We start from the raw sequence: 26,506 nt of genomic DNA on the forward strand, positions 1-26,506 counted from the left end.
ATGGCAGAACATGATTATGACCTGATCGTTATTGGCGCAGGCCCGGGCGGCTATATCGCCGCAATCCGCGCTGCACAATTGGGGCTGAAGACCGCATGCGTGGAAAGCCGCGAAACATTGGGCGGCACTTGCCTGAACGTCGGATGCATTCCATCCAAGGCGTTGCTGCATGCCTCCGAAATGTTTCATGCGGCGCAATCGGGCTCGCTAGCGAAATTCGGTATCGATTTTTCGGGCGTATCGCTCAACCTCGACCAAATGCATGCCGAAAAGGCGAAGGCGGTTGGCGAGCTGACCGGCGGCATCGAATTTCTGTTCAAGAAAAACAAGGTCGATTGGCTGAAGGGCCATGCGACGTTTAATTCCGCTAACAGCGTGGACGTTGCGGGCAAAAGCTACACCGCGAAGAATATCATGATCGCAACGGGTTCCTCGGTAACGCCATTACCAGGCGTCAAGATTGACCACAAAGTCATCGTCGATTCCACTGGCGCGCTTGCCTTGCCGAAGGTGCCGAAACATTTGGTGGTGATCGGCGGCGGAGTTATTGGCCTTGAGCTTGGCAGCGTATGGCTGCGCCTTGGCGCACAAGTCACCGTGGTTGAATATCTTGACCAGATTTTGCCCGGCATGGACGGCGAGGTCCGCAAGGAAGCGGCCAAGATTTTCAAGAAGCAGGGCTTCAACATCCGCACGGGTACAAAGGTGACTGGCGCGACCGTTAAGGGCAACACGGCCACGCTGACCGTTGAACCCGCTGCGGGCGGTGCCAGTGAAACCATCGAAGCCGATTGCGTCCTAGTCGCCATTGGTCGCCGCGCAAATACCGATGGCCTTGCACTGGACAAGGCAGGGCTCACCGTTAACGCGCGCGGCCAGATTGAGATCGGCCATGATTTCCAGACACATGTTCCGGGCATCTATGCCGTGGGCGATGTTTGCCCCGGCCCAATGCTTGCGCACAAGGCGGAGGACGAAGGCATTGCGGCAGCGGAATTTGTCGCTGGCCTAACCGGCATCATCAACCATGACGTCATTCCGGGCGTGGTCTATACCTATCCTGAAATCGCGAGCGTTGGCTTGACCGAAGAAGAAGCTAAGGAAAAAGCGGCTGCGTCGGGCGGAGAGGTTAAAGTTGGCAAATTCCCAATGATGGCAAATAGCCGGGCAAAGACCAACCGCGACACCGACGGTTTTGTGAAGGTCATTGCAGATGCGAAGACCGACCGTGTTTTGGGCGTCCACATCATTGCGTCGATTGCTGGAGCCATGATTGCCGAAGCGTGCACTGCGATGGAATTTGGCGCAACGTCGGAAGATATTGCTTATACATGCCACGCGCACCCGACGCATGCCGAGGCATTGAAGGAAGCGGCCATGGCGGTGACTGGCAAGCCGATCCATATGTAATGGTGACGCAAACGGTCCAGATTGCGCCCGCCTTGATTTCAGGGCTCGACCTATTTGGTATCGCGGTTTTTGCGGCATCTGGTGCGCTGGCAGCGGCGCAGCGGCAACAGACGTTGGTGACTTTTTCATTCTTCGCACTCATTACGGGTGTGGGTGGGGGAACCGTGCGCGACTTGTTAATAGGCGCGCCGGTATTTTGGGTACAGGATTGGCGCTTTGCCGCCACCTGTCTCATCACCGCAGGGCTGGTCTGGGTCACACCGCGCACTGTCTGGAACGCCCGCGCGCTCGACTGGTTCGACGCTGTTGGTATCGCGATTTACGCTGTGTTTGGCACTTGGAAATCGCTTACTCTTGGCGTGCCTTTGTTGCCCGCAATGATGATGGGCGTCATCACCGCTTGTGTTGGCGGCATCATCCGTGATGTCTTGGCGGGTGAGCCTTCCATTCTGCTTAAGCCTGAAATTTACGTGACTGCTGCCGCTTTGGCGGCGGGGTTGTTCGGCTCGCTGTTATGGGTCGGCCTGCCTATTTTGCCTGCTGCAATCATCAGCGCCTGTGCTGGATTTACGCTTCGCGCCATGGCGATTTTAAAGGGTTGGGCGATACCGGCTTACAAGAACTAAGCCCGTTCGTCCTTAGACGAATCCATGACGATATAGGATATGATGCTCGACACTTGCGGAAGCGTGCCCAGCACTTCGGTGTGAAAATATTTATACGCCGCCAAATCCCGCGCCTCAATGCGCAACAGATATTCGACGGTGCCTGTGATGTTGTGGCATTCCCGCACTTCGGGCGCGGAGGCGATTGCGGTTTCAAAGCCCAGTTGTGAATCTTTGGTATGTTTCGACAAGCCAACGAGCACATATGCGATAAAATGGATACCCATTGCTTGCGGGGACAGCACCGCGCGGTAACCGCTAATTACCCCTGCCCGCTCCAGCTCTTGCACACGCCGTAAACAAGCCGAGGGCGAGAGCCCGACTTCATGCGCAAGGTCAACATTACTCATTCGGCCGTCGCGGGTCAAAGCACGCAATATTTTTGCGCTTATGATGTCAATATCCGTCATTTGTTGCAAATTTTGGCGAAATACGCGCAATAACGCAAGGACATTCGGCCCATATTTCGCTATTTTGCCGATTATGATGACAACCGAAATTTTCACCGCACTTGCAATTTTTGCGCTTGTATCCTCGATTACCCCGGGACCGAACAACCTGATGTTAATGACATCGGGTATCAATTTCGGTTTGCGCCGGACGGCGCCGCACATGCTTGGCGTCGCTGGCGGTTTCACAGTTATGATCATTTTGATCGGACTTGGCATCATGCAGGTTATCGAAGCCGTGCCGGGATCTATGACCTTTATCACGATCCTAAGCGGACTGTACCTGCTGTATATGGCATGGAAAATCGCAACGACGGATACGTCGCTAGCCCGAGATTACGCCGCGACAGCAAAGTCAAAACCGTTCACCTTTTTGCAGGCTGCGCTGTTTCAATGGGTGAACCCAAAAGCATGGACAATGGCGCTGACGGCTATCTCGGCGTATGCGCCAAAATCGCAGGGCTGGATTGGCGTGTTGATGGTGGCCGCTGTGTTTGGAGCGATCAACTTACCGGCCACAGGCACTTGGGCCGTCATGGGTGCAAAAATGCGCAGGTTTTTTGGCGATCCCGTGCGATTGAAAACATTCAACATCATCGCCGCTATTTTACTGGTTGCGTCGCTCTATCCAATGGTCGCTGGACTGCTGGCAAAATAGTTAGCGATAATATTCCGGAAACAGCTTTTTAAGATTGGTGATTTTTGGCTTATCCCATTGGACAATATAGGGATGCCTCGGATTTTTCGCCATGAAGTCCTGATGATAGTTTTCGGCAGGAAAGAAGCTGAAAGGCTCAAGCGTTGTGACGATAGGCTTCTGCCAATACGCCGCCTTATCCAATTGCGCGATGTAGGCGCGCGCCGCATTTCGCTGCGCAGCATTGGCGGGGAAGATGGCCGTGCGATATTGTGTGCCTCGGTCCGGCCCCTGGCGGTTCAATTGCGTTGGATCATGCGCCACCGAAAAGAATATATGCAGCAAATCATTATAGCTCACGCGCGCCGGGTCATAATAAATCCGCACTGACTCCGCGTGTTTCGTCTGCCCTGCACTGACCAGATCATAATCGGCTGTCGCTTTGGTGTCACCTGAATAGCCGGACTCAACGCGGGTGACGCCCTTCACACGCTCAAATACAGCCTCAATGCCCCAAAAGCAGCCACCAGCAAATATAGCGACCTGTTGGGTTTTAGGCTCGACAATGCGGGCGGCAGGTGCAGCTATACGAATGCCCTCAGCGGCAACTGCGCTGCCAATTGGTGTTCCAACGTCGGATCCACATGCAGTGACAAGGCCAAGCAGCAGCGCCGCATTCAGCATGTGCATTATGCGTTTAGCGGTGCGGTGCTGGCTTTTCATGATGCGCCGATGGTAATGGAATGCGTGGTTTCAACCGCCTTATGGCTGGCGATGGCAGGCTTTACCAACGTCAGCCCCGCCACACCAAGGGCAAATCCACCCAAGAGGCTCAGGAACAGGTCCGACCGCAGAAAGTTGAAAATGCCGTCCATCTCTTATCTCTCTTTTCAGGTGCCCAATTTAGAAACTGCAGCAGATACGCACTAGAGCTCGCAAAGGTTTCAAGCAGAGGGCGGATTAAACGCAGCTTAACGCGTTCCATTTCCCCTATTTGGCGCGCTTAGGTCAGGGCGGCGCAGGCGGTTTGAATACGCAGACATGCTTCCTTCAAAATGTCCGCCGATGTGGCATAAGAAATCCGGAAACCTGGGGACAAACCAAAGGCCCCACCATGCACCGCCGCAACGCGATATTCGTCGAGGAAATAATCGATGAGATCAGCGTCGGTTTGAATGATTTTACCCTGCGGTGTTTTCTTACCCATCACGCCCGTTGCGTCTGGATAGACGTAGAAGGCACCTTCGGGGGTAGGGCAGCTGAGCCCTGGCGCATCGTTCAACATCGCCACCACAAGGTCCCTGCGTTCGCGGAAGGCGATGTTACGTTCGCGCAGGAAATCTTGTGGGCCGTTCAACGCCGCCAACACGGCATATTGGCTGATCGAGCAAGGGTTGCTGGTCGACTGCGACTGCAAATCGGCCATGGCTTTAATGAGCCACGCTGGCCCCCCTGCATAGCCAATCCGCCAACCCGTCATCGCATAAGATTTGGATGCGCCATTCATGGTCAGCGTGCGGTCATACAAGTCTGGACAGACTTGAAGCATCGTCGCAAACGGCTTGGGCGCGTACCAGATATGCTCATACATATCGTCGGACAGCAGCATGACATGTGGATGTTTCAGCAGCACTTCACCAAGCGCTTTGAGTTCCTCCGCATCATAAGCCGCACCGGTCGGGTTCGATGGCGAATTCAAGATGAGCCAGCGCGTTTTTGGCGTGATTGCAGCATCAAGCTGCTCCGGCGTGATTTTGTAATCCTGCGCGGCCGTTGCCATGACGATAACAGGCGTACCGCCGGCAAATTGCACAATGTCGGGATAGCTCACCCAATATGGCGCGGGGATGATGACTTCGTCACCGACATCAATGGTGGCGACAAGTGCGTTGAACAAGGTGTGCTTACCGCCTGAGTTTACGGTGATTTGCTTTGGCGTATAATCGATATCGTTGTCGCGCTTGAACTTGGCGATGATCGCCTGCTTAAGCGGCGCGATGCCGTCGACGGCAGTATATTTCGTCATGCCGTCACGGATCGCCTGAATGGCGGCATCCTTGACGAAGTCTGGCGTGTCAAAATCGGGCTCTCCTGCGGACAGGCCGATGACATCAATACCTTGCGATTTCAGGTCAATCACGCGACCCGACATGGCTAGCGTCGCAGATGGAGCAATCCGCCCGAGGGCAGCCGACAGATGGTCAATCATCATCATACTTTCGCGGAATTATTGAGCTGAAACTGCGTGACTGCCCCTAATGGCTCGTCAAAATTTACGCAACCCTATTAGGGTCAGGACCACTAGCTCTTATCAATCCGCGCACGCTGTTACCGACCCAGAATCCATCAGACAGGTCCTCTATCCTCAGGTCGGCTTCTTCCGCCTTGCCAGCCTCAAGCAGTTCACGACGCAATATGGAGGGTAGCAGCCCGGTTTCCAGTCGCGGGGTCAGCAACTTACCATCGCGCTCGACAAATATAGCGGTAATGCTCCCTTCGGTCAGCAAGCCGTCGCGGCGCACAAAAACCACTTCATCGCAATCTGGCCGTGATGTGCGCGCATCATCGTAAAAGGCGCGGTCGGAAATTTTATGCCGCAGCCGGAAATCACCCGCATCGACGGGCAACGGCACCACAGCAACCCGCCACTCAGTTACATCTTCCAACGGCCGAATCTCAACTGCCTGTGCGCCATGCCGCGATACCATCAGGCGGATTTTGGAGAGACGGTCGAGATAGAAAATACTTGCATGTAAGCGGTTACGCAGTTCGTGCCGGTCAAATTCGAAGCCAAAGGACGCCGCGCTGGATTTCATCCGTTCAAGATGATCCTCTAGCCGCAAGATACCCGCCATGGGTTCAAACCGCATCGTTTCGATAAGGTCAAAACCATGATTCTCCACTTTGGCGAAATCCCCCTTGGCCAAACACTCGGCCCATTCATCTGCTTCTATGGAATCGGCTACCACGCCAGATCCTAAGCCAAGCGAGAGGGACTGCGCTTCTTCACACACCGTAAAAGTACGAATAGCAACGTTGAATGCGGCGTCGCCATTGTCATCTATCCGGCCAATGGAGCCGCAATATATGCCACGTGGCGCAGCTTCGACCTCTTCGACCACTTGCATGGCGCGGATTTTCGGTGCCCCGGTGATGGAGCCACAGGGAAATAACGCCTGTATGACGTCAACGGCATCATGGCCCTCGGCTAGAGCGCCGGTGACCGTAGAGGTCATCTGGTGCACCGTGGGATAGCTTTCAACGTGGAAAAGTTCCGGTACCTTTACGCTGCCCGCCGTGCAGACGCGCGATAAGTCATTACGCAACAGATCAACAATCATCAGATTCTCGGCCCGTTGCTTTGGGTCCATACGCAAATGCGCGGCGGCCCGTGTATCGGCCATCGGATCGGTCGACCGCTGCGCCGTCCCCTTCATGGGCTTGGTCGTTATCCGGTTGTCTTTCAACGCAAAAAACAGCTCCGGAGAGAAAGACAGATAATGTGTCTGCCCGGTCCAGATCACGCCCCCATAGCCAGCGCGGGCCCGCGCGCGCAACGCGGCGTATAAAGCCAAGGGATCGCCAGCGTAATCAGCCGTCAGCGGGAATGTCAGATTGGCCTGATAGATATCGCCGGCGCGGATATATTCCTGCACCGTGGTAAAGGCCCGGCTATAGTCGTCGCGCGATATGCTCGGACGCAGTTCAGACAGCCATGTGCCAACAGGGTCGGGTAACAGTGACGTCACGACGTCTGTGTCTATAGTACTGACATTATTGAATAATCCAAACCATGCCCGCAATCCCGATGGCGCAGGCGTCAGGCCAGGCAAGAGGTGAGCGCCAGCCTCATAGCCGAAAAATCCGGCCGCATGCAGGCCGTCTTGCTGCGCTTGCCGAAGCGAAACGAGGAGCGCGCTGAACCCGTCAGCATCATGGGCTGTCAGGACTGCAACCGGATTTATATAAAGCCTTGCAGGTGATGCACCTTGGGTCCGCGCATCGTCAAGCAGAACAAAAGGCCCCTGCGTAGGGATCATGCGGTGATTGTCGTTGGAGCGGGTGAGGGGAATCGAACCCCCGTATTCAGCTTGGGAAGCTGCTGCTCTACCATTGAGCTACACCCGCGCAACATTCGGCATTTTACCCTGCCAGATAGGATTTTGCCAATGCCCAAAATCCTAGCCTTTCAAGCGCTCAGCATGCCAAGTAAGATGTTGGCCCATGAAGGTCGAGATGAAATAATAGCTGTGGTCATATCCTAGCTGCATGCGGATGGTCGCTGGCTGCCCCACGGCGGCACACTGCTCGGTAAGCAAATGCGTTTTGAGTTGTGCCTCCAAGAAATTGTCATCACTCCCTTGGTCAACCAGAAGGTCAGGTAAGCGCGCGCCGTCTGCAATCAACGCAACGCTGTCATAGGCGCGCCATTGGGCCCGGTCTTGCCCGATATAACCGCCCAGCGCCTTTTCACCCCATGGGCAGCTCAAGGGCGACACGATCGGCGCGAGTGCGGACGTTGAACGGAACCGCCCCGGGTTCCGCAAGCTGATGGTCAACGCGCCATGTCCGCCCATCGAATGCCCCATAATCGCTTGCCGTTGCATATCGGCGGGAAAATGCGCTGCGATGATGGCGGGTAGTTCATTTTCGATATAATTGCGCATGCGGTAATGCTGATCGAATGGCTTTTGTGTGGCATCAACGTAAAAGCCCGCGCCAAGGCCGAAATCATAAGCGGCTTGCGGATCGTCGGGAACGCCCTCACCACGCGGGCTGGTGTCCGGCGCGATAAAGATCAAACCCAATTCCGCACACGTACGCCGAAATTCACCCTTCTCGGTCACATTGGCATGGGTGCACGTCAGGCCCGACAGAAACCAGACGATTGGAAGCTTTGCGCCCTCTTTATGTGGAGGTACATAGACCGAAAATGTCATGTCGGTGCCCGTTGCCGCCGATGCGTGGCGATACACGCCTTGAACGCCGCCAAAAGCAACGTTGGTGGACACAGTTTCTATGGTCATGCTGGCTCCAATATCGGGATAGTTTTGATCAAGGGTGGGTGGTGCCAAAAGGTCAGCGCCCGGACAAGGTCATCGGGCGCAAGGCCAAGGGTCGCACTGTTGCGCAGCGGGTGACAATTGATAAGCCCCGCTGCCATCAACGATGCGTCAAGAACGAAGTGCACTTCGCCAGCAGCATCATTGATCGCGGCCAAGGCGGTTACGGAACCGGGCGTGATGCCCAGCAAGCGTTCCATATCCTCCGCCTTGCCAAAGCTGACGCGGCCGCACCCAACCGCCGCAGGCAACGCCTTTAGATCGACGCGCGCTTCTGCCGGAACGGTCACGAGATAATAATCCCCCGCCTTGTCTTTCAGGAACAGGTTCTTGGTATGCGCACCGGGAATTGCATCATTATGCGCGGCACTCTCGGCCACGGTAAACACCGCCGGATGTTCATGGACTTTATAGGCGACGCCGAGCGCAGCTAGGTCTGTATAAAGCTGCGCTTCGGCATCGGTCATAGCGTTGAGTCTTATCAGTCCGTGACGCGGTGCAAGGCGCATAGCTTGTTGCCATCGGGGTCGCGCAAATAAGCAAGGTACATTTTCATGCCATTGCCTTCGCGAATGCCGGGCGCATCTTCAATCGCCTCACCGCCATTGTCGACGCCAGCCTGATGCCATGCATTGGCTTGGTCCGGGGTCATAGCAAAACCGACCGTGGAGCCATTGCCATGCGTTGCCGGGTTGCCGTCGATTGGCGGTGTGACAAGAAACAGCGATCCATTGTGCATATAGATCAAACGGCCTTTAGGATCCTGTATGCCGGGCTTCCCGCCCATGGCGGCAAAGGTTGCATCGTAGAATTTCTTTGAACGGGCAATATCATTGCTGCCGACCATCATGTGACTAAACATATTCGTTTCTCCCTTCGATTAAAACACTACCACGCTGCGGATGCTTTTGCCCGCATGCATTAATTCAAACGCTTTGTTAATGTCTTCCAGACCCATGACATGCGTGATCATCGGGTCAATCTCGATCTTGCCGGTCATATACATATCGACAATCTTGGGCACATCGGTCCGGCCCTTGGCCCCGCCAAAGGCCGTGCCGCGCCAGTTGCGGCCCGTCACCAACTGAAACGGACGCGTCGCAATTTCCTTACCCGCCTCGGCCACACCAATGATGATGCTCGTGCCCCAACCGCGATGGCAGGCCTCCAGCGCGGTGCGCATGACTTCGGTATTGCCCGTGGCGTCAAAGGTATAATCTGCGCCACCGTCGGTCATCTGAACGATTGCGGCGACCACATCTTCACGGCTCATCCCCTTGGAATTGAGGAACGCCGTCATCCCGAATTTGCGGCCCCATTCTTCGCGGTCTGGGTTGATATCGACGCCGATAATCATGCCAGCCCCGGCCAGACGCGCGCCCTGAATCACGTTGAGGCCAATACCACCAAGGCCAAACACAACGATGTTATCGCCGACCTGCACCTTGGCCGTGTTTACAACCGCGCCTACACCCGTCGTGACACCGCAACCAATATAGCAGCTTGACTGAAACGGCGCGTCTTCGCGGATTTTGGCAACCGCAATCTCTGGTAAAACCGTAAAGTTCGAAAAGGTAGAGCAACCCATATAATGAAATATCGTCTGGCCCTTATACGAGAAACGCGACGTGCCATCGGGCATCAGCCCCTTGCCTTGCGTCGCACGGATCGCGGTGCACAGGTTGGTCTTGCCCGAAAGGCAGCTTTTGCACTGGCGGCATTCCGGCGTGTATAATGGTATCACATGATCGCCCGCCTTGACGCTGGTCACGCCTGCGCCAACCTCACGCACAACCCCTGCGCCTTCATGGCCAAGAACCGATGGAAAAATGCCCTCGCTGTCCAAACCATCCAACGTATAGGCATCGGTATGGCAAATGCCCGTCGCCATAATCTCCACCAACACTTCGCCTGCCTTTGGACCTTCCAAATCCAGCTCGACAATCTCCAATGGCTTCTTGGCTTCAAATGCAACGGCTGCGCGGGTCTTCATATTGATTGGGTATCCTTTTTATCCATCACCGGCCTTTCCATTAACAGCGCGGCCGCGCAAGCTTAGGGTCAGGACCACTTAAATCCACCTTCGCGGCGTCAAAATGGCAAAGATATCGAAGGAAAATGTCCGCCGCAGGCAGTCATTCTGCCTGCAAGGGCATTTTGTTTCGAGATCGAAGCCATTTTGGCGTCCTTCGGATTTGACCCATACTGTCCATTGCCACGTTGGCAAGCTTGGACTTAGAACCACTAAGCCCTGCGCTTGCCGCCTTGCACTGAACAGTATGGCCTCAAACCGCGAAGGTGGATTTAAGTGGTCCTGACCCTAGATTCCGGCATAATATTCATAGTCGCCGACATCCTCCCAATATCCGCCCTTTCCACCATGGAATTTGGACAAGTCATCGGTCGCCTCAATGCGCATGACATATTTGGCATGCTTATACCCCAACTGCCGTTCGACCCGCAACCGAACGGGTGCGCCATATTTTACCGGCAATGTTTCGCCATTCATGCCCCATGCCAATATGGTCTGCGGATGAAAGGCATCAATCAGGTCAATCGATTCATAATATGGGCGTGCGCCGTAGTTATCGGCACAATGAAAGACGATATATTTTGCGCGCGTCGACAATCGGGCCTGCTGCAGCAAAAGGCGCAGCGGCGTGCCTTGCCATTGTGCAATCGCGCTCCACCCCTCAACACAATCATGCCGCGTGATTTGGGTGCGCGCGGGCATCGCCCTTAGCGCCTCCAACCCAATGTTGATTGGATTGGCCACCATGCCATCAATACGCAACCGCCAGTCTGCGAAGTTGTTTTGAAGATGCGCAAGATAATCCGTCGATGTCCCCGTCAGCGAACCATTGGTTTTGAACACAGGCGAAATGTCCGATAGCGCAAATTCGGGCGCCAATGTCGCCCGGTCAGTGAGCGTGCGGTGCGTCGCCTGATTGAGCTTTTCCGCCGCGCGTAATGCCGACCGGAAAGTTGCATTCTCATTCATAGCGTCGCAACCACCGAGAATCAGCGCGCTGCTGCCCAAGGTCACGCCGCGCAACACATCGCGGCGGCGCAATGTTGCGCGATCCTCTGTCATGGCAGCTTCCCTCCCTGATCCGGTTTCGACACGGTCATAGGCCGCCCTGTAATCATCGAACGGATGCCGTTAATCGGGCCAGAGAGCAGAACCATGATCAGGTGCACCACCACAAACAGCGCCAGCAAAAAGGCCGCGATAAAATGCAGCGACCGTGCCGACTGCCGCCCACCGAAGAGATCAAGCAACCATGGCCAAGCCGCGTTCATCGCGGGCGACATGGTGATACCTGTCAGGATTAACAGCGGCAGCAATAGGAATATCACGCCAATATAACTGAATTTTTGTATTATATTATAATTACTTAAGCCATTTCCTGGTCCTAAACGCAGCCGGGCATGATTTTTGATATCCGTCCAAATGGCAGAAAAGCTCCATTCCGCGCGGCGAACGTGCAAGTCCTTGCGGATATGTCCGTTGAACAGCGAAGCGAGCATAAACGCCGTCAAACCCAACGCGAAAGCCCAAGCAAAGGCAAAATGCCACCGCCGCGCGGCAGCCAAATCATAACCGGTCGGGATGGTTGCCCAGCCAGGAAAGGCGACCCGCCGAACATTGTCATTTGTGCCCAAGGAAAGCCCAAATACGCCTGTTGTTTCGACCCGCACGCTTCCAATTCTTACAAAGCCAGTGGTGCGCGTATCGTCAATTTGCAGCCATGCATAATCTTCGCGGGAGCCAAAATCGCCCCAATATAGATGTGGATGGGCGTTGAAGATCATAAGGCCGCTCATCAGCAAAATCGTCGCGACAAACGCATTCAACCAATGCCAGAGTCGCGTCGACAGACGGTGTCGCTTGGCCACATTCTGTGTCATGTCTTGCGTTGCATCCATACATCGCTCCCACGGAAAGCCAATGCGGCTATCGGAGGGCTAAAACTTCTCGCCCGTGAGCCGCTGACACAGCATGTCCAACTGGTCCAAGCTGCCATATTCAAACGTCACTGCGCCCGCGCCCGTGTCATTCTTTTGTGCGATCCGCACCTTCAGCCCCAAAAGATCGCCAAGATGTGACTCCACGGCACGGATGTCGGCGTTTTCCGGCACATTTGCCTCAGCCGCGCTGCGACTTTTCGCCTTTGGCGCGCGCTCTTGCTGCACCAGTGCTTCGGTTGCGCGAACCGAAAGGCCATTTTTAATGACCAGCATGGCAAGCTGGACCGCATTGTCACTGCCTAGCAACGCACGGGCATGGCCCATGCTTAGTCTTTCTTCGATGACGAGGTCACGAAGCGTATGCGGCAAATCCAGCAAGCGCATCATATTTGCGACATGGCTGCGCGACTTGTGCACCAGCTCCGCCAATTCGGCAGCGCTGTGACCAAAAAGTTCGGTCAGTTTTTTATAGGCTTCCGCCTCTTCAATAGGATTCAGGTCTTGGCGCTGTATATTTTCAAGCAGCGCGATCTCAACCGTTTCCGTGTCGTCAAAATTTCGAATGATCGCGGGTAAATCGTGCAATTGGGCGCGCTGGGCCGCACGCCAACGGCGCTCGCCTGCTACAATTTGGTATCCGCCCTGATAGGGCCGGACGACGATGGGTTGGATAATCCCGTGCCGCGCAATACTTGCCGCCAATTCATCCAGTTTCTCATCGGAAAAATGCCGCCGTGGCTGATTGGGATTGGGACGAATGTCGATGACCGACAAGCTTGTCACGCCTTGGCTGCGCGCGTCTCGATCTGCCGAGAAATTCGCAGAGTGGCTGTCGCCCCGCAACGCTTCGCCCAACAAGGCATCCAAGCCGCGGCCAAGGCCCATTTTCTTCTTCAAGGGTGACTTTTCGGACGGATTATCATTGCTCACGCTGCTAACTCCCGGACCGGCAGGCGGCCGATCAATTCTCGTGCAAGTTTCATATAGGCTTCGGAACCCGCGCAGCGATGGTCATACACCAACGCAGGAAGCCCATGGCTGGGGGCTTCTGACAATCGGACATTGCGCGGAATCACGGTATCAAACACAAGATCGCCCAAGCAACGGCGCACATCATCGGCCACTTGTTCCGTCAACCGGTTTCGCTTGTCATACATGGTGAGCGCTACGCCCAAGATAGACAGCGCCGGATTAAATCGACCCTGGATACGCTCCACCGTCTGTAATAATTGGCTTAAGCCTTCAAGCGCGAAAAATTCACACTGTAGCGGGACGAGAAGCGAATCGACGGCGACCAGCGCATTAACAGTAACCAGCCCAAGCGAAGGGGGGCAGTCGATGAGGCAGATGTCCCAATGCGCATCGGATTTGTCAAACGCCGCCTTCAGTCGCCCTGTGCGATCTTCATATTCGACAAGCTCGATTTCGGCACCGGACAGATCGACGGTTGCTGGCACGATATCCAGGTTCGGGATAATCGTGGGAATGGCGGCATCCTTTAAAGATGCATCGCCGAGCAACAAATCATAGCTGCTATGCACCCGTTGCGCCTGCTGCAGGCCAAGCCCGGTGGAAGCATTTCCTTGCGGATCGAGATCAACCAATACACAGCGCCAACCACTTGCAGCGAATGCAGTGGCAAGATTGATGGCTGTGGTCGTTTTTCCGACACCGCCTTTCTGATTGGCTATCGCTATCCGGATCATTTCTCTTGCCCCTGTGTTTCGAAGATAGCGCGCGCTTTGCGTTTCCCCGACAATGTGCCGACGAGAATGCCAGCCTCTTGGTCTGTTACACTGTCCATGATGCGGAAATCTCCGCGCCATTGTGCTTGCGCGCCGTCCCACTCCGCTTGTGCATTACGCCCCTTTGGCAATAGCCACAAAGTGTTATTTGTGGCGAAGCGCGCGGCAAGATCAAACAATTTCGGCAAAGGCGCAAAGGCACGGGCACTTATGACCGCATAGGGCGCGGTTTCCAGGCGCTCCAATGTCACGCCCGCCACGCGTGCGCGGTGCGTCAGGTCCAACATTTCGACCGCTCTTTGCAGATAATCAATTCGGCGTGCACGCGATTCGACTAAGGTCACATTATAATTGGTTAGTAAGGCAATGACCAAGCCCGGGAAGCCGGCACCAGATCCAAGGTCCAGCCAATTATTCTGTCGCGCCGATGCATCGGTAAACAGCAGCAACTGCGCACTATCGACGATATGGCGCGACCAAATATGGTCTAATGTTGAGGCCGATATCAAATTCTGGCTTTCGGCTTCGCGCTTTAGAAATGCTACGAATGTTTCGAGCGCATCCAATGTTTCACGTGAAACATTTAGGTGGGCCTTCAACCAAGCAACGGCTTCGGTCTGCGTCATGCGGCTTGCGCGACAGCAGTTTTGGCGCGCTTGGCGTGCACGAGAATGGCTGCCAGCGCAGCGGGGGTAATGCCCCTGATCCGTGACGCAGCGGCCAGATTTTCGGGCATCGACGCCTCAAGCCGCTCAACCATTTCATGCGACAGTCCAGATATGGCCCGATAGTTCATCAACGCCGACAGTTGGATTTGTTCATTGGCAGCCATGTCGTTTATCTCTGCCTCTTGCCTTGCCAAATAGGGCGCATATCGCCCATCTTGTTCCAACTCCATGATCAGGTCCTGCGGCCAGGGTGCGTCATCCAATTCCAACAACTGGGCAAGCGATAGCTGGGGAAAGCGCAGCCAGTCAAACAACGACATTTTGCCAGCATCCTGCTTCACATCGATACCTTGTTTGATCAGGACATCGGCGCTGACTGTTTCTTGAAGCCTGCTTTGAAGTGCACTCTGCTGCAAAAGCCGGTCCTGAAAAGCGCCCGCACGTTCGCTGCCCACAGCGCCCACTGACATGGCCAGCGGCGTCAGCCGTGACGCCGCATTATCGGAGCGCAGGCGCAGGCGATACTCCGCGCGCGCCGTTAACATGCGATAGGGTTCAGTCACACCTTGCAGCGTTAGATCGTCGATCATCACCGCGATGTAGCTATTGGTCCGGTCAATGGGCGGCATGGGCTGCGCCAAAATCTTCGAAGCCGCGCCCATGCCGGCTAATAAGCCTTGGGCTGCTGCTTCCTCATAACCCGTGGTGCCGTTAATCTGTCCCGCGCAATACAGCCCCTCAAAGCCGCGCACCGCCAGACTGGAATCTAAACAGCGCGGGTCGATATAGTCATACTCAACGGCATAGCCTGGCACGACAATCTCGCATTGTTCAAGACCCGCCATGGACCGCACCATCGCGGCTTGAATATCCGTTGGAAGCGACGTTGAAATACCGTTGGGATATATCAGATGGCTGTCGATGCCTTCTGGCTCCAGAAATACCTGATGCCCTTCGCGATCGCCGAACCGAAAAATCTTGTCTTCAATCGACGGACAATAACGCGGTCCCCTCCCCTCAATATCGCCACCAAAAAGCGGCGAGCGATGGAGGCCAGCACGGATGATGTCGTGCGTTTGGGCATTGGTGCGTGACATCGCACAGAATAATTGCGGCACAGACCGGCGGGGGCGCATCGATGACATTGTCCAATCATCATCATCGGAGGGTTGCATTTCTAAACGCGACCAATCAATCGTGCGCCCGTCAAGCCGGGGCGGCGTACCCGTTTTCAATCGTGCGATGGGCAAGTCTGCGCCGCGCAATTGCTGCGCCAACAGCATGGCGGATGCTTCGCCCACGCGGCCGCCGTCGAGCCGCTCTTCGCCACGAAAAAGCTTGCCGCCGAGAAACGTTCCTGTGGCCAAGACCACTGCGGCCGATGTGATGATGGACCCTTCGCCCAGAACCAAGCCTGCAACGCGCGTGGGTGCATTCGGCAGAAAATGCAGCGCCGCCGCTTCGGCTTCAACAATCTGTACGTTCTCCAAACCCGCAAGCTGCGCTTGAATTGACGCCTTGAACAATTTGCGATCTGCTTGAATCCGAGGGCCCTGCACTGCCGCCCCTTTTGACGCGTTGAGCATGCGATAATGCACCGCAGCGTCATCGGCGGCGCGTCCAATCAGGCCATCAAACGCGTCAACCTCACGCACCAAATGCCCCTTGCCCAGGCCACCAATGGCTGGGTTGCAAGACATCGCACCGATCATATGCTTGTCAAAGCTGACCAAAGCGACCCGCAAACCCATGCGTGCAGCAACCGCCGCCGCCTCTGTCCCCGCGTGGCCACCACCCACAAGTATGATGTCGAAATCGGTCGTCATGCGTCGCGCATATACGAAGAATGTCCGCTGGTCAAAAAAGAGTGACGGCCTGTTTCACGTGAAACAGGCTATTTCCCTACGCAGAATTTTCCAAAGATGGTGTCGAGCAAGTCTTCGGTGTGCGCACGGCCCGTTAGGGCGTCGAGTGCGCGACGCGCTTGCCGCAAGTTTTCCGCGATAATCAACCAGTCTGCGGAATCACTGCATGCCGCGAGCGCAGTTGCGGCGTCCTCCAAATAGGCCCTTTGCCGCGCGTTGATGGCAAACTGGTCCGGCGGCGGCAGAAGCGTCTTGGCCCTTGCCGCCACTAGGTGGAGAAGCTCAGCTATGCCAGCACCCGTCTGAGCCGAGACGGTTATGGCGTCGGCAGACTTTTCGGCATTGACTATGATGTCGCATTTGGCGGCTATCTCAATAAGATTCGCGTGGGTGGGCCCTGCACCTTCCGCGCCAAGCCATAACAATATGTCCGCTTGCTGCATCGCGGCGTGACTTCGGTCGATGCCGATGCGTTCTATGACGTCGGCGCTATCGTCGCGAAGGCCTGCTGTATCGGTGAACAACAAAGCCACCCCCTCGACCGCCGCCGGCACTTCAATCATATCGCGCGTGGTTCCGGCAATATCAGAGACAATGGCTGCTTCCCGCCCGACCAGCGCATTTAACAAAGTCGATTTTCCGCTATTGGGTGGACCGGCCAAGACGACGCGTAACCCATCCTTTAACTTTTCGGCAGGCGGGCTGGCCAGTAATTGTAACATTTTTTGCCGTAATTCTTCACAAATATTTGTAATTGCTACATTATGTTGCGATTCTACGTCACCCTCATCCGAAAAATCTAGCTCCGCTTCGGTGCGCGCAGACAGTTGGAGCACGTCTTGCCGATAGTCTTCAATCGCTGTGCTGAATGCCCCGCCAAACATCTTGGCGGCGGCACGGCGCTGCCATTCGGTCTCTGCCGACAATAGGTCAGCCAAGCCTTCGGCTTCATTCAAATCCATTCGGCCGCTGGCAAAGGCACGACGGGTGAATTCTCCAGCTTCTGCGCGCCGGGCACCAGGTAAACTGGCAATGGCATTTTCAACGGCGCGCACCACGGCGCGGCCGCCATGGAGATGAAGCTCCACCAGATCTTCGCCTGTGGCCGTGTCTGGGCCGGGAAAGACGAGCACGAGCGCTTGATCTAATATTTCCTGCGTTTCTGGCGAATACAGGCTGCATAAGGACGCCCTTCGCGGTGACGGGACTCGTCCGGATAGGCCGCGCAAAATGTCAAAAGCCGCAGGTCCGCTGATCCGCATGATGGCAATAGCAGCCGGCGGCGCGCCGCTGGACAGCGCGAAAATCGTGTCAGCGGTTTTCATCACAAAGCTATTTTTTGTCGTTCTTGTTCAGGCCAGACATTGCCGCTTTTGCACCTGTTTCGATCAATTGCTGAAACAATTGCAGACCCATTTGCCCCATGGGCGCGATTTGCTTTCCCAGCTCCTGCAACTGGTCGATGCCGCCAGCTTTGTTCATAAGGCTGGTGACCTTCTCGACATAAGCCTCATTTGCTTTCGTGACATCGGGAAGTCCAAGAAACGCCCGGGCCTCTTCAGGGGAACAATCGATTTCAATGTTCATCTTCATGGGCCGCGCCCTCCTATTTACCGATAGGCATCACTATAAAGGCTAAGTCGAATCACGCAATTGCGGAGAATTTCCGCTAAGGAGCATAAAATGGGTGAATATGTGAAGATTGACGCGCTGGGTGAGGATGCCCTGTTTCCCGTCTATGTGGCCGCGCCATCGGGAAGTGCGCGTGCCGCGATTATCATCATTCCAGAAATATTCGGCGTGAATGCGGGCATTCGGCAGAAATGCGACCACTTGGCAGCTGCTGGTTATCTCGCGGTCGCACCCGATATCTTCTGGCGCTTTGCACCGGGGGTGGAATTGAACCCCGACGTCGAGGCCGAACTTCAGCAGGCATTTGGCTATTTCGGTCAATATGATGCCGATGACGGGGTGCGCGATATTGAGGCCGTGATTCACGCCGTCCGCTCAGGCCTGTCCGGCCAATCACCGATCGAAAAGGTCGGCTGTGTTGGATATTGTTTGGGCGGAAGGCTGGCGTACATGGCGGCAACGCGTACAGATATTAGCGCGTCGGTCGGCTATTATGGCGTGATGATTGACCAGATGCTGCAGGAAAGCCACGCCATCGCCAATCCCCTGATGCTGCACATCCCGACCGCTGACCATTTGGTTGGTCCAGAAGCACAGGCCAAAATTCACGCTGGCCTTGGCAATCACCCAAAGGTGACGCTGTATGACTATGAAGGTCTTGACCATGGCTTTGCGGCGGAAATGGGCAATCGCAGGAATGTGGAAGGCGCAGAGTTGGCGGACGGACGCACAGCCGCGTTTTTCGCCGCGCATTTGGGCTGAAACTATAAGGGCTCCCTGCGAAGGAGCCCTTATGCGTTATTACAAGCCTGCAAAACCCATAGCGTAAGGCTGCACTTCGCTCCAGCCTTCGACTATCATCTTAACCGCAACATAGACAATTACCACCAAGCCGACCCATGCGATCCAGCGATACCGCTCAATATATTGGGCAATGATATTGGCGGCGATCCCCATAAGGGCGACCGCGAAAATCAGGCCGACGATGAGGATTCCGGGATGTTCGCGCGCCGCGCCTGCGACCGCCAGAACATTGTCGAGGCTCATCGATACGTCCGCAACTGCAACGCCCCATGCGGCACCTGCAAAGGTTTTGGTCGACTTCAGACCCGAATGTTCGTCACCCACGATTTCGGGCGAGCCTGGCGATTCACCGGCATGCCCCCTAACATCGCGATACATGCGCCAGGCGACCCACAGCAGCAACAAGCCGCCTGCGAGCACCAGACCAACGATACCCAGCAACCATGTCACCATCAGCGCAAAGATGATGCGCAGCACCAAGGCCGCGAGGACACCGATGAGGATGACTTTCTTACGCTGATCCGCAGGCAGACCCGCCGCCAAAGCGCCCACAACAATCGCATTGTCGCCCGCAAGCACCAGATCGATCAACAACACCTGCATAAAGGCCGCAAAGGCCGCAGGTTCGGTAATGTTGGAAAAATCCTTGACGATGGCAGCCCAAATATCAGCGGGCCCACCCAGATTAGTGACGGTCGAGGCGACCATGAGAAAATCAATCACAACATAACTCCGAAATACCTGGCTTACTGGTTCATCGAGTCAAAGAAGTCTTCGTTGGTCTTCGAATCCTTCATCTTGTCGAGCAGGAATTCCATTGCGTCGATCGTGCCCATTTGCATGAGGATGCGACGAAGCACCCACATTTTCTTGAGTTTGCTTTCCTCGACCAACAACTCTTCCTTACGCGTACCGGATTTGCCGACATCCAATGCTGGGAAGATGCGCTTGTCAGCGACCTTACGATCCAGCACGATTTCGGAGTTGCCCGTACCCTTAAACTCTTCAAAAATAACTTCGTCCATGCGGCTACCGGTATCGATCAAAGCCGTGGCGATGATAGACAAGGACCCACCTTCTTCGATGTTCCGTGCCGCGCCGAAGAAGCGCTTTGGACGTTGCAAGGCGTTGGCGTCGACACCGCCGGTAAGCACCTTGCCCGATGACGGAACGACGGTGTTATAGGCGCGGCCAAGGCGGGTGATGGAATCGAGCAAGATGACAACATCATGCTTATGTTCAACCAAACGCTTTGCCTTTTCGATTACCATTTCAGCAACTTGAACGTGGCGCGTTGCGGGTTCATCAAAGGTGGAAGATACAACCTCCCCCTTTACCGACCGCTGCATATCGGTCACTTCCTCGGGCCGTTCGTCGATTAGAAGAACGATCAAGAACACCTCAGGATGGTTTTCTGTAATTGCGCGCGCAATATTTTGCAGCAGCACAGTTTTACCCGTGCGGGGCGGCGCAACAATCAGTGCGCGCTGGCCCTTGCCCTGCGGGCTGACGATGTCGATGACGCGCGCTGACTTATCCTTGACCGTCGGGTCAAGCGAATCGAGCGTGAGCTTTGAATCTGGATAAAGCGGCGTAAGATTATCGAAGTTAACGCGATGGCGGACGACATCGGGATCGTCGAAATTGATCTTCAATACCTTGGTCAGGGCAAAATAACGCTCGCCGTCTTTTGGTGCGCGAATTTCGCCTTCGACGGTGTCACCTGTGCGCAAACCAAATTGGCGCACCATGTTAGGCGACACATAAATATCGTCCGGACCTGCCAAATAATTGGCCTCTGGCGAACGCAAGAAACCGAAACTGTCCGGCAAAACCTCAATCGTGCCAAGGCCCATGATCTGCTCGCCATCTTCAGCAAGCTCTTTCAGAATCGCAAACATCAAATCCTGCTTACGCAAGGTAGACGCGCCCTCAACACCCAGCTCTTCAGCCATCGATACAAGGTCAGCGGGGTTTTTGCTTTTCAGCTCTTTCAAATGCATAGATAATTCCGTTGGATGGACCATAAGTCCGCATTGTGGATGGGCATATCGCCCGATGGTATGACCGGTTTGTAAAAAGCCAACCGGTTAAATAATGAAAAGTTGATGGCGCGTATTGTGAAGGTCGCGCCGCATGCCCAGGACGGGCTTGAGCTGCTAAATACTCGCGCATGGGCGCAACGTCAACTCTTCTCAAAAAATGCCTGCAAAGAGACGTTAAAACGGCTTAGCGACGACTAATATCACAATGATCGCGGACGCAATACCGGGGACTTCGTTGAACAACCGTAATTGCTTACCCGTTAGCCGCCGTTCGCCACGCGCCAGTTTCTTGGCGTAGCCGACGGCCCAGCCATGATAAGCCGACAGCCCCAACACAAACAGCAATTTGGCGTGAAACCAGCCATCGGCCATTGCGCCAATATTCCATGCCAGAACGAGCCCCAACACCCAGACCACAATGATGGAAGGATTCAAGATGATTTTGATTAGCTTGGATTCGCGGTCCACCCATTTGGCGGCCTCTTCGGATCCTTCCGCGCTTTCCTGATGATAGACAAAGAAGCGCGGGATCATGAATAATCCCGCCATCCAGAAAATGACAAAAATAATGTGAGCGGATTTGAGCCAGATATACAACACAGATAGAGTTTCCGTCATAAAAACGGCCTTTATGGGCTAAGCCTTGCGGACCAGATTAAGAAGCAGTTCAACATTTTCGATTGGGGTATCCGGCAGGATACCATGACCAAGATTGAAGATATGTGGCCGGTCTTCAAAGGCGCTGAGGATATTCGTCACTGCATCCTTCAATACATCGCCGCCTGCGATCAACGCAAGCGGGTCAAGATTGCCTTGCACGGGAAGACCCTTGCGCAATTCGCGGTTGGCCCAATGTGGATCAACGGTTTCATCCAATCCTAAGGCATCCACGCCTGTCCCTTCGGCATAAGCCGCAAGCTTTCCGCCTGCGCCTTTGGGAAAGCCAATAATGACTGCATTGGCATTGCGGGCCTTTAACCGGCGGACGATTTCGGCATTTGGTGCAATGACCCATTTTTCAAATTGCGCGGGCGACAATGACCCTGCCCAACTGTCGAACAATTGCACAGCATCAACGCCGGCATCAATCTGATCTCCCAAATAATCCACGGTTGCGCAAATGATGGCTTCGATCAGCGCTCCAAAGCGCTCAGGCTCCGCATGCGCCATTCTACGGGCCTCCGCTTGGTCTTTGCTACCCTGACCATGGACCATGTAGGTAGCGACCGTCCACGGGCTTCCAGCGAAGCCCAGGAAGGTTGTTTCGGGTGGCAGCTCTGCCGACACCTTGCGCACCGTATCAATGACTGGGGCAAGCCGTTCAGGTGCTGGCACAAAATCTTCAAGCCGCGATTCCGCTAAGCGTGGAGCAAGCCGCGGACCTTCGCCCGTTTCGAACCAGAGGTCCTGACCCATGGCATGCGGGATCACGAGAATATCCGAAAACAGGATCGCACCGTCAAAACCAAAACGCCGGATCGGTTGCAAAGTGATTTCGCAGGCCGCATCGCTGTCATAAGCTAGCGCCAAAAACCCACCCTTTTTAGCACGCAACGCGCGGTATTCGGGCAGATAACGACCCGCTTGACGCATGAGCCACATGGGCCGGATAGCTTCTTGGTTGCCCCGCAGGACGTTAAGCAGTTTTTTCGGACTTTGCGCAGACATAGAAAAGAGAGAACCAATCAAAATATATATTTATATAAAGGATGATGAAAGATGATGCGCTGTTGATAGCTCAGGCCTTAAAAGCTTTTGCGGATATTGCCAACATCTTGACGCGTGTGAACAAAGGGGTGGAACGGGATTCGCAAATTTGTTCCCCATTATCCACAGCCTGTGCATATTAGATTTCCGTTGTGGACAGCCTGTGTCCGAATCGAGCGGTACATTCGGGGTAATAGCTAAGAATGCATGCCGCAAAACTTGTCCCTTGATTTATCCCCAGCCTGCCAACAAGACTGTCAGCCATGAGCCAGCGCTTTCATTTACATTTGTTATCGGACTCCACGGGCGAAACCTTGGAAAACATCGCCAAAGCGGCGTTGGCGCAGTTTGACGGCGCAGAAAATGTGGTCAAGCATTTCTGGCCCATGGTGCGTTCGGAAAGCCATTTGGACCGGATATTGACCGATGTGGCGGCTAATCCCGGACTTGTGCTGTTCACTTTGGTGAATCGGGATACACGGCGCAAATTGGAAACGCGATGCAGGGTTTTGGGTTTGCCTGCGGTTGCTGCGCTCGATGCGGTGAGTGATGCCATGTCGAACATGTTGGGCCAAGAGGCCAAGGCGCGCCCGGGTCGGCAACATGTGATGGACGCTGCCTATTTTGCGCGTGTTGAGGCCATTCAGTTCACCATTGCCCATGACGACGGTATTAATGCGCAAAATTGGGAAGAGGCGGACATTGTGTTGGCGGGGGTATCGCGGACCTCAAAAACGCCAACGAGCATTTATCTCGCCAACCGAGGATATAAGACCGCGAATATCCCCATCGTGCCGGAATCACCCCCACCAATGATATTGTTTCGACTGAAGCACCCGATGGTGATTGGCCTTGTCACGAGCGCGGAGCGTTTGATTCAGGTGCGACGCAACCGTCTGCTGTCCTTGAACCAGTCACCCGACACCGATTATGTGGACGAAGAAAAAGTGCGCGCTGAAGTCGCCCATGCGCGGCGTATGTTTGCGGACAATGGCTGGCCCGTATTGGACGTGACACGCCGGTCGATCGAGGAAAGTGCTGCGGCGATTATCAATTTGTTCAATGAGCGCGAACTGGCGCAAGTGGTTGATTCGTGAACCTTATCCTTGCGTCACAAAGCGCTGGGCGCATCGCGATGTTGAACGCAGCAGGGGTATCATTAGAAGCGGTTCCAGCATTGGTTGATGAACAGAGCATCAAAGCATCACTGGTTCAGGCTGGCGCCAAACCGCGCGATATTGCCGATGCCTTGGCAGAGGCAAAGGCGCGCAAACTGTCCCGCAAAATGCCCACCGCGATGGTGTTGGGATGCGATCAGATTTGCGTTGGTCCCGATGGATTTATTTTTGACAAACCCGAAACGCCTGATGACGCCCGCGCGCATTTGGCGCAGCTTTCGGGCAAGGTTCATCGGCTGATCAGCGCGGCAGTTATCTGCGAGCAAGGCGAACCTGTCTGGCGCGTTATAGACACCGCGCAGTTAACGATGCGCAACCTAAGTCCCCAGTTTATCGACGATTATGTCCGAACATATTGGGATGAAATACGTCACTGCGTCGGCTGCTACCGGATTGAAGCCGAGGGCGCGCAATTGTTCGCAAACGTCAGCGGTAGCCAGTTTACGATTATCGGGATGCCGTTGCTTCCACTGCTTGATTATCTGCGCATAAGAGGCCTTTTACCAACATGACATATTATGCCGAAGTGATCGGGCACCCGATTTCGCATTCCAAATCACCGCTGATTCACAATTTTTGGCTTCAAGTATTGGGATTGGTCGGTGATTATCGGGCGCATGCAGTGCAACCTGATGATCTGGAGCGTTATTTTGCCGAGCGCGCGGCCGATGCCGCATGGCGCGGGTGCAACATCACGATACCGCACAAGATTGCGGCGCTCGATTTTGTGGCTGACCCGGGTGATGTGCGCCACTCGATCGGCGCGATTAACACGGTGTTTCGCGATGACGCCGGCGTGCTTGTCGCGACCAATACCGACGTTGGTGGCTTTTATGGCCCCATCGCGGATATCCCCATATCGGGTGAAACGGCTGTCGTCATTGGTGCAGGGGGGGCAGCGCGGGCAGTGCTCTTCGCTTTGGCGCAGGCCGATATCGGCGAAGTCGTTTTGGTTGCGCGCAACGGTTTGAAGGCGGCGGGTTTGCTCGCGCATTTCGGGTTGAAAGGCAAAGTGATTGGTTTTGACGCGCGCGTGCCTGATGCGGCGTTGCTGGTGAATGCAAGCCCGTTGGGCATGGTTGGGCAGGAAGCGCTTGAGATTGACCTCTCCCCCTTGCCTGAACATGCCATTGTATACGACCTCGTCTATGCGCCGATAGAGACGCCTTTGTTAAAAGCGGCGCGCATGCGTGATTTGGAAACGGTCGATGGCCTGGAAATGCTGGTGGGACAGGCGGCAATTGCGTTTGAATTGTTTTTCGGCGTTGCTCCACCCGAAGATGATGAAGACGCGTTGCGGGCATATTTGTTGCAATGAAAAAGCCGATGATCATTGGCCTGACAGGCTCCATAGGCATGGGTAAATCGGCGGTTGCGGAAATGTTTGCCGACGAAGGCGTCCCGGTTTTTGACGCCGATGCCGTGGTGCACGACCTGCAAAAGGCGGGCGGTGCGCTTGTGCCCGCAATTGAATCGGCCTTTCCCGGAACGACGGGGCCGCAGGGCGTCGACCGTAAAGCGCTTGGTGCGGCTGTTTTTGGCGACCGCGACCGGTTGGCATTGTTGGAATCGATTGTCCACCCCGCTGTAGCCGAACGCCGAAGGGCCTTTCTGGCAACGCATCAAGACGCGGATATGATATTGTTCGACATCCCCTTATTGTTTGAAAAGGGCGGGCAAGCCGCCGTGGATATTGTCGTCGTTGTCAGCGCACCTGCCCCGGTTCAGCGCGAACGTGTGCTCGCACGGGTTAATATGACGCCAGACAAATTCGAACATATTTTGGCGTTGCAAATGGCCGATGCCGAAAAGCGTGCCCGGGCCGACCATGTGATCGATACGGGCAAGGAACTAGAGGCAACGCGCGCCGATGTGCGTGCCCTTGTGAAAAAGCTGCGGGTGGGACTTGCATAAGCGCTTAAACAGGCTCACATCTCATAATAGAATGCGTGAAATTATATTCGATACGGAAACGACTGGCTTTGATCCTGCAACCGGGGATCGGATGGTCGAAATTGGCTGCATTGAAATGGTCAGCCGGGTCATGACGGGCAAGCATTACCATGCCTATTTCAACCCGCAGCGCCCTATGCCGGCCGCCGCTGAACAAGTGCATGGCCTTTCGGACCGCTTTCTGTCTGACAAGTCGGCCTTTGGCGAAAAGGCGGATGAGCTGCTGGCATTTTTGGGCGATAGCCCGCTCGTTGCGCATAATGCCAGCTTTGACTTTGGCTTTCTCAATCACGAATTACAGCATTGTGGTCGTCCGCCGGTGTCTATGGACCGTATGGTTGACACAGTGGCGCTGGCGCGAGTCAAAAACCCCGGAGCAAAGCTGTCTTTGGACGCTTTGTGTACCCGCTATGGCATCGACCGTAGCCACCGCGTAAAGCATGGCGCGTTGTTGGATGCGGAATTGCTGGCGCAGCTTTATATTGAACTGACCGGCGGTCGACAGATTGGCCTTGGCCTGGCTGATGATAATAAAGCTGATAAAATGATGGGCCAAATGGACGTTAACAGCGTTCAGACAACGAAAACATTTCGGCCAGCGCGCGCGCATTCTGCCTCAAGCGAGGAATTGGCGCGCCATGCCGAATTTGTTGTAAAGATTAAGGATGCGCTTTGGCTCCAGCCGGGGTCAGCGCTTTAACAAAAAAGGAGAC

The 26,506-nt window shown here is 55.0% G+C and carries 30 protein-coding genes and 1 tRNA gene; 9 read left to right on the plus strand and 22 right to left on the minus strand.

All coding sequences use genetic code 11. From position 1 onward, the window contains the following. A complete protein-coding gene (gene lpdA, locus HEQ34_RS02560) occupies positions 1-1,410 on the plus strand; it encodes a dihydrolipoyl dehydrogenase (protein WP_296196949.1) in 1,410 nt (469 codons plus the stop codon). After that, positions 1,410-2,036: a trimeric intracellular cation channel family protein gene (locus HEQ34_RS02565; RefSeq protein WP_296196952.1), complete on the plus strand. Its 627-nt coding sequence runs from the start codon at positions 1,410-1,412 to the stop codon at positions 2,034-2,036. Before lpdA ends, HEQ34_RS02565 begins: the two co-directional genes overlap by 1 nt. On the opposite strand, the gene HEQ34_RS02570 is transcribed toward HEQ34_RS02565, so the two are convergent. Beyond that, entirely contained in the window at positions 2,033-2,485 is a 453-nt protein-coding gene (locus HEQ34_RS02570) for an Lrp/AsnC family transcriptional regulator (RefSeq protein WP_296196955.1), read from the minus strand. The two genes, HEQ34_RS02565 and HEQ34_RS02570, sit on opposite strands and share 4 nt — an antisense overlap. Before the next feature lie 73 nt (positions 2,486-2,558). Between HEQ34_RS02570 and HEQ34_RS02575 the strand changes: the two genes are divergently transcribed. Beyond that, complete coding sequence (locus tag HEQ34_RS02575; RefSeq protein ID WP_296196958.1) at positions 2,559-3,182, plus strand: LysE family translocator; 624 nt, start codon at positions 2,559-2,561, stop codon at positions 3,180-3,182. On the opposite strand, the gene msrA is transcribed toward HEQ34_RS02575, so the two are convergent. The 17 genes from msrA to HEQ34_RS02660 all read right to left on the minus strand — a co-directional run bounded on the left by msrA (position 3,183) and on the right by HEQ34_RS02660 (position 18,067). After that, positions 3,183-3,884, minus strand: a complete 702-nt coding sequence (msrA, locus tag HEQ34_RS02580) for a peptide-methionine (S)-S-oxide reductase MsrA (RefSeq protein ID WP_296196959.1) — start codon at positions 3,882-3,884, stop codon at positions 3,183-3,185. Next, complete coding sequence (locus HEQ34_RS02585) at positions 3,881-4,036, minus strand: hypothetical protein (RefSeq protein WP_296196962.1); 156 nt, start codon at positions 4,034-4,036, stop codon at positions 3,881-3,883. The genes msrA and HEQ34_RS02585 overlap by 4 nt, the downstream gene beginning before the upstream one ends. A gap of 128 nt (positions 4,037-4,164) precedes the next feature. Beyond that, entirely contained in the window at positions 4,165-5,367 is a 1,203-nt protein-coding gene (locus HEQ34_RS02590) for a pyridoxal phosphate-dependent aminotransferase (protein WP_296197161.1), read from the minus strand. A gap of 67 nt (positions 5,368-5,434) precedes the next feature. Continuing rightward, on the minus strand, positions 5,435-7,201 hold the full coding sequence (gene pabB / locus HEQ34_RS02595; protein WP_296196965.1) for an aminodeoxychorismate synthase component I: 1,767 nt from the start codon (positions 7,199-7,201) through the stop codon (positions 5,435-5,437). Between the two features lie 14 nt (positions 7,202-7,215). Next, positions 7,216-7,289, minus strand: a tRNA-Gly gene (locus HEQ34_RS02600). Between the two features lie 53 nt (positions 7,290-7,342). Beyond that, entirely contained in the window at positions 7,343-8,188 is an 846-nt protein-coding gene (gene fghA, locus HEQ34_RS02605) for an S-formylglutathione hydrolase (RefSeq protein WP_296196967.1), read from the minus strand. Further along, the gene (locus HEQ34_RS02610; protein ID WP_296196970.1) at positions 8,185-8,691 is read right to left on the minus strand and encodes a prolyl-tRNA synthetase associated domain-containing protein; all 507 of its coding nucleotides are present in this window, start codon (positions 8,689-8,691) and stop codon (positions 8,185-8,187) included. Before HEQ34_RS02610 ends, fghA begins: the two co-directional genes overlap by 4 nt. A 14-nt stretch (positions 8,692-8,705) precedes the next feature. Then, positions 8,706-9,086 carry a VOC family protein gene (locus tag HEQ34_RS02615; RefSeq protein ID WP_296196971.1) on the minus strand — a complete coding sequence of 127 codons (381 nt, stop codon included), beginning with the start codon at positions 9,084-9,086 and terminating at the stop codon, positions 8,706-8,708. An 18-nt stretch (positions 9,087-9,104) separates the two neighbouring features. Continuing rightward, on the minus strand, positions 9,105-10,217 hold the full coding sequence (locus tag HEQ34_RS02620) for an S-(hydroxymethyl)glutathione dehydrogenase/class III alcohol dehydrogenase (RefSeq protein ID WP_296196975.1): 1,113 nt from the start codon (positions 10,215-10,217) through the stop codon (positions 9,105-9,107). Positions 10,218-10,544: 327 nt separating this feature from the next. Then, positions 10,545-11,318, minus strand: a complete 774-nt coding sequence (locus HEQ34_RS02625) for a molybdopterin-dependent oxidoreductase (protein WP_296196979.1) — start codon at positions 11,316-11,318, stop codon at positions 10,545-10,547. Continuing rightward, positions 11,315-12,154 (minus strand): cytochrome b/b6 domain-containing protein, encoded by an 840-nt coding sequence (locus HEQ34_RS02630; RefSeq protein ID WP_296196982.1) that lies wholly within the window; start codon positions 12,152-12,154, stop codon positions 11,315-11,317. The genes HEQ34_RS02625 and HEQ34_RS02630 overlap by 4 nt, the downstream gene beginning before the upstream one ends. Positions 12,155-12,193: 39 nt before the next feature. Continuing rightward, on the minus strand, positions 12,194-13,126 hold the full coding sequence (locus HEQ34_RS02635; RefSeq protein ID WP_296196984.1) for a ParB/RepB/Spo0J family partition protein: 933 nt from the start codon (positions 13,124-13,126) through the stop codon (positions 12,194-12,196). After that, positions 13,123-13,902 carry an AAA family ATPase gene (locus tag HEQ34_RS02640; protein WP_296196987.1) on the minus strand — a complete coding sequence of 260 codons (780 nt, stop codon included), beginning with the start codon at positions 13,900-13,902 and terminating at the stop codon, positions 13,123-13,125. Before HEQ34_RS02640 ends, HEQ34_RS02635 begins: the two co-directional genes overlap by 4 nt. Next, the gene (gene rsmG / locus HEQ34_RS02645; protein WP_296196990.1) at positions 13,899-14,567 is read right to left on the minus strand and encodes a 16S rRNA (guanine(527)-N(7))-methyltransferase RsmG; all 669 of its coding nucleotides are present in this window, start codon (positions 14,565-14,567) and stop codon (positions 13,899-13,901) included. The genes HEQ34_RS02640 and rsmG overlap by 4 nt, the downstream gene beginning before the upstream one ends. Beyond that, positions 14,564-16,435, minus strand: coding sequence for a tRNA uridine-5-carboxymethylaminomethyl(34) synthesis enzyme MnmG (mnmG, locus tag HEQ34_RS02650; protein ID WP_296196992.1), 1,872 nt, complete (start codon positions 16,433-16,435; stop codon positions 14,564-14,566). Before mnmG ends, rsmG begins: the two co-directional genes overlap by 4 nt. Positions 16,436-16,503: 68 nt before the next feature. Then, positions 16,504-17,799 carry a tRNA uridine-5-carboxymethylaminomethyl(34) synthesis GTPase MnmE gene (gene mnmE / locus HEQ34_RS02655; RefSeq protein WP_296196996.1) on the minus strand — a complete coding sequence of 432 codons (1,296 nt, stop codon included), beginning with the start codon at positions 17,797-17,799 and terminating at the stop codon, positions 16,504-16,506. A gap of 7 nt (positions 17,800-17,806) precedes the next feature. Beyond that, on the minus strand, positions 17,807-18,067 hold the full coding sequence (locus HEQ34_RS02660; protein ID WP_296196999.1) for a DUF6489 family protein: 261 nt from the start codon (positions 18,065-18,067) through the stop codon (positions 17,807-17,809). A 90-nt stretch (positions 18,068-18,157) separates the two neighbouring features. Here HEQ34_RS02660 and HEQ34_RS02665 point away from each other — a divergent pair, with 90 nt between their 5' ends. Further along, entirely contained in the window at positions 18,158-18,868 is a 711-nt protein-coding gene (locus HEQ34_RS02665; RefSeq protein ID WP_296197001.1) for a dienelactone hydrolase family protein, read from the plus strand. Positions 18,869-18,907: 39 nt separating this feature from the next. On the opposite strand, the gene HEQ34_RS02670 is transcribed toward HEQ34_RS02665, so the two are convergent. The 4 genes from HEQ34_RS02670 to hemE form a co-directional block, all read right to left on the minus strand. After that, a complete protein-coding gene (locus tag HEQ34_RS02670; protein WP_296197164.1) occupies positions 18,908-19,618 on the minus strand; it encodes a YjbE family putative metal transport protein in 711 nt (236 codons plus the stop codon). A 38-nt stretch (positions 19,619-19,656) separates the two neighbouring features. Beyond that, the gene (rho, locus tag HEQ34_RS02675; protein ID WP_296197004.1) at positions 19,657-20,913 is read right to left on the minus strand and encodes a transcription termination factor Rho; all 1,257 of its coding nucleotides are present in this window, start codon (positions 20,911-20,913) and stop codon (positions 19,657-19,659) included. Positions 20,914-21,129: 216 nt separating this feature from the next. Then, positions 21,130-21,573 (minus strand): CopD family protein, encoded by a 444-nt coding sequence (locus tag HEQ34_RS02680; protein ID WP_296197007.1) that lies wholly within the window; start codon positions 21,571-21,573, stop codon positions 21,130-21,132. Positions 21,574-21,591: 18 nt separating this feature from the next. Further along, positions 21,592-22,623 carry a uroporphyrinogen decarboxylase gene (gene hemE / locus HEQ34_RS02685; RefSeq protein ID WP_296197009.1) on the minus strand — a complete coding sequence of 344 codons (1,032 nt, stop codon included), beginning with the start codon at positions 22,621-22,623 and terminating at the stop codon, positions 21,592-21,594. A gap of 302 nt (positions 22,624-22,925) precedes the next feature. Here hemE and HEQ34_RS02690 point away from each other — a divergent pair, with 302 nt between their 5' ends. Genes HEQ34_RS02690 through dnaQ form a run of 5 tightly spaced genes read left to right on the plus strand, consistent with a single transcriptional unit; the run spans position 22,926 to position 26,493 of the window. Next, positions 22,926-23,759: a pyruvate, water dikinase regulatory protein gene (locus tag HEQ34_RS02690; protein ID WP_296197012.1), complete on the plus strand. Its 834-nt coding sequence runs from the start codon at positions 22,926-22,928 to the stop codon at positions 23,757-23,759. After that, entirely contained in the window at positions 23,756-24,352 is a 597-nt protein-coding gene (locus tag HEQ34_RS02695) for a nucleoside triphosphate pyrophosphatase (protein ID WP_296197014.1), read from the plus strand. The genes HEQ34_RS02690 and HEQ34_RS02695 overlap by 4 nt, the downstream gene beginning before the upstream one ends. Continuing rightward, positions 24,349-25,158 (plus strand): shikimate dehydrogenase, encoded by an 810-nt coding sequence (gene aroE, locus HEQ34_RS02700; RefSeq protein WP_296197015.1) that lies wholly within the window; start codon positions 24,349-24,351, stop codon positions 25,156-25,158. The genes HEQ34_RS02695 and aroE overlap by 4 nt, the downstream gene beginning before the upstream one ends. After that, positions 25,155-25,754 carry a dephospho-CoA kinase gene (gene coaE, locus HEQ34_RS02705; protein WP_296197018.1) on the plus strand — a complete coding sequence of 200 codons (600 nt, stop codon included), beginning with the start codon at positions 25,155-25,157 and terminating at the stop codon, positions 25,752-25,754. The genes aroE and coaE overlap by 4 nt, the downstream gene beginning before the upstream one ends. 31 nt (positions 25,755-25,785) lie before the next feature. Next, positions 25,786-26,493, plus strand: coding sequence for a DNA polymerase III subunit epsilon (gene dnaQ / locus HEQ34_RS02710; protein ID WP_296197019.1), 708 nt, complete (start codon positions 25,786-25,788; stop codon positions 26,491-26,493). Positions 26,494-26,506 lie beyond the last annotated feature (13 nt).

Origin of the sequence: Sphingorhabdus sp., from assembly GCF_023910635.1 — a bacterium.
Lineage (GTDB): Bacteria > Pseudomonadota > Alphaproteobacteria > Sphingomonadales > Sphingomonadaceae > Sphingorhabdus_B.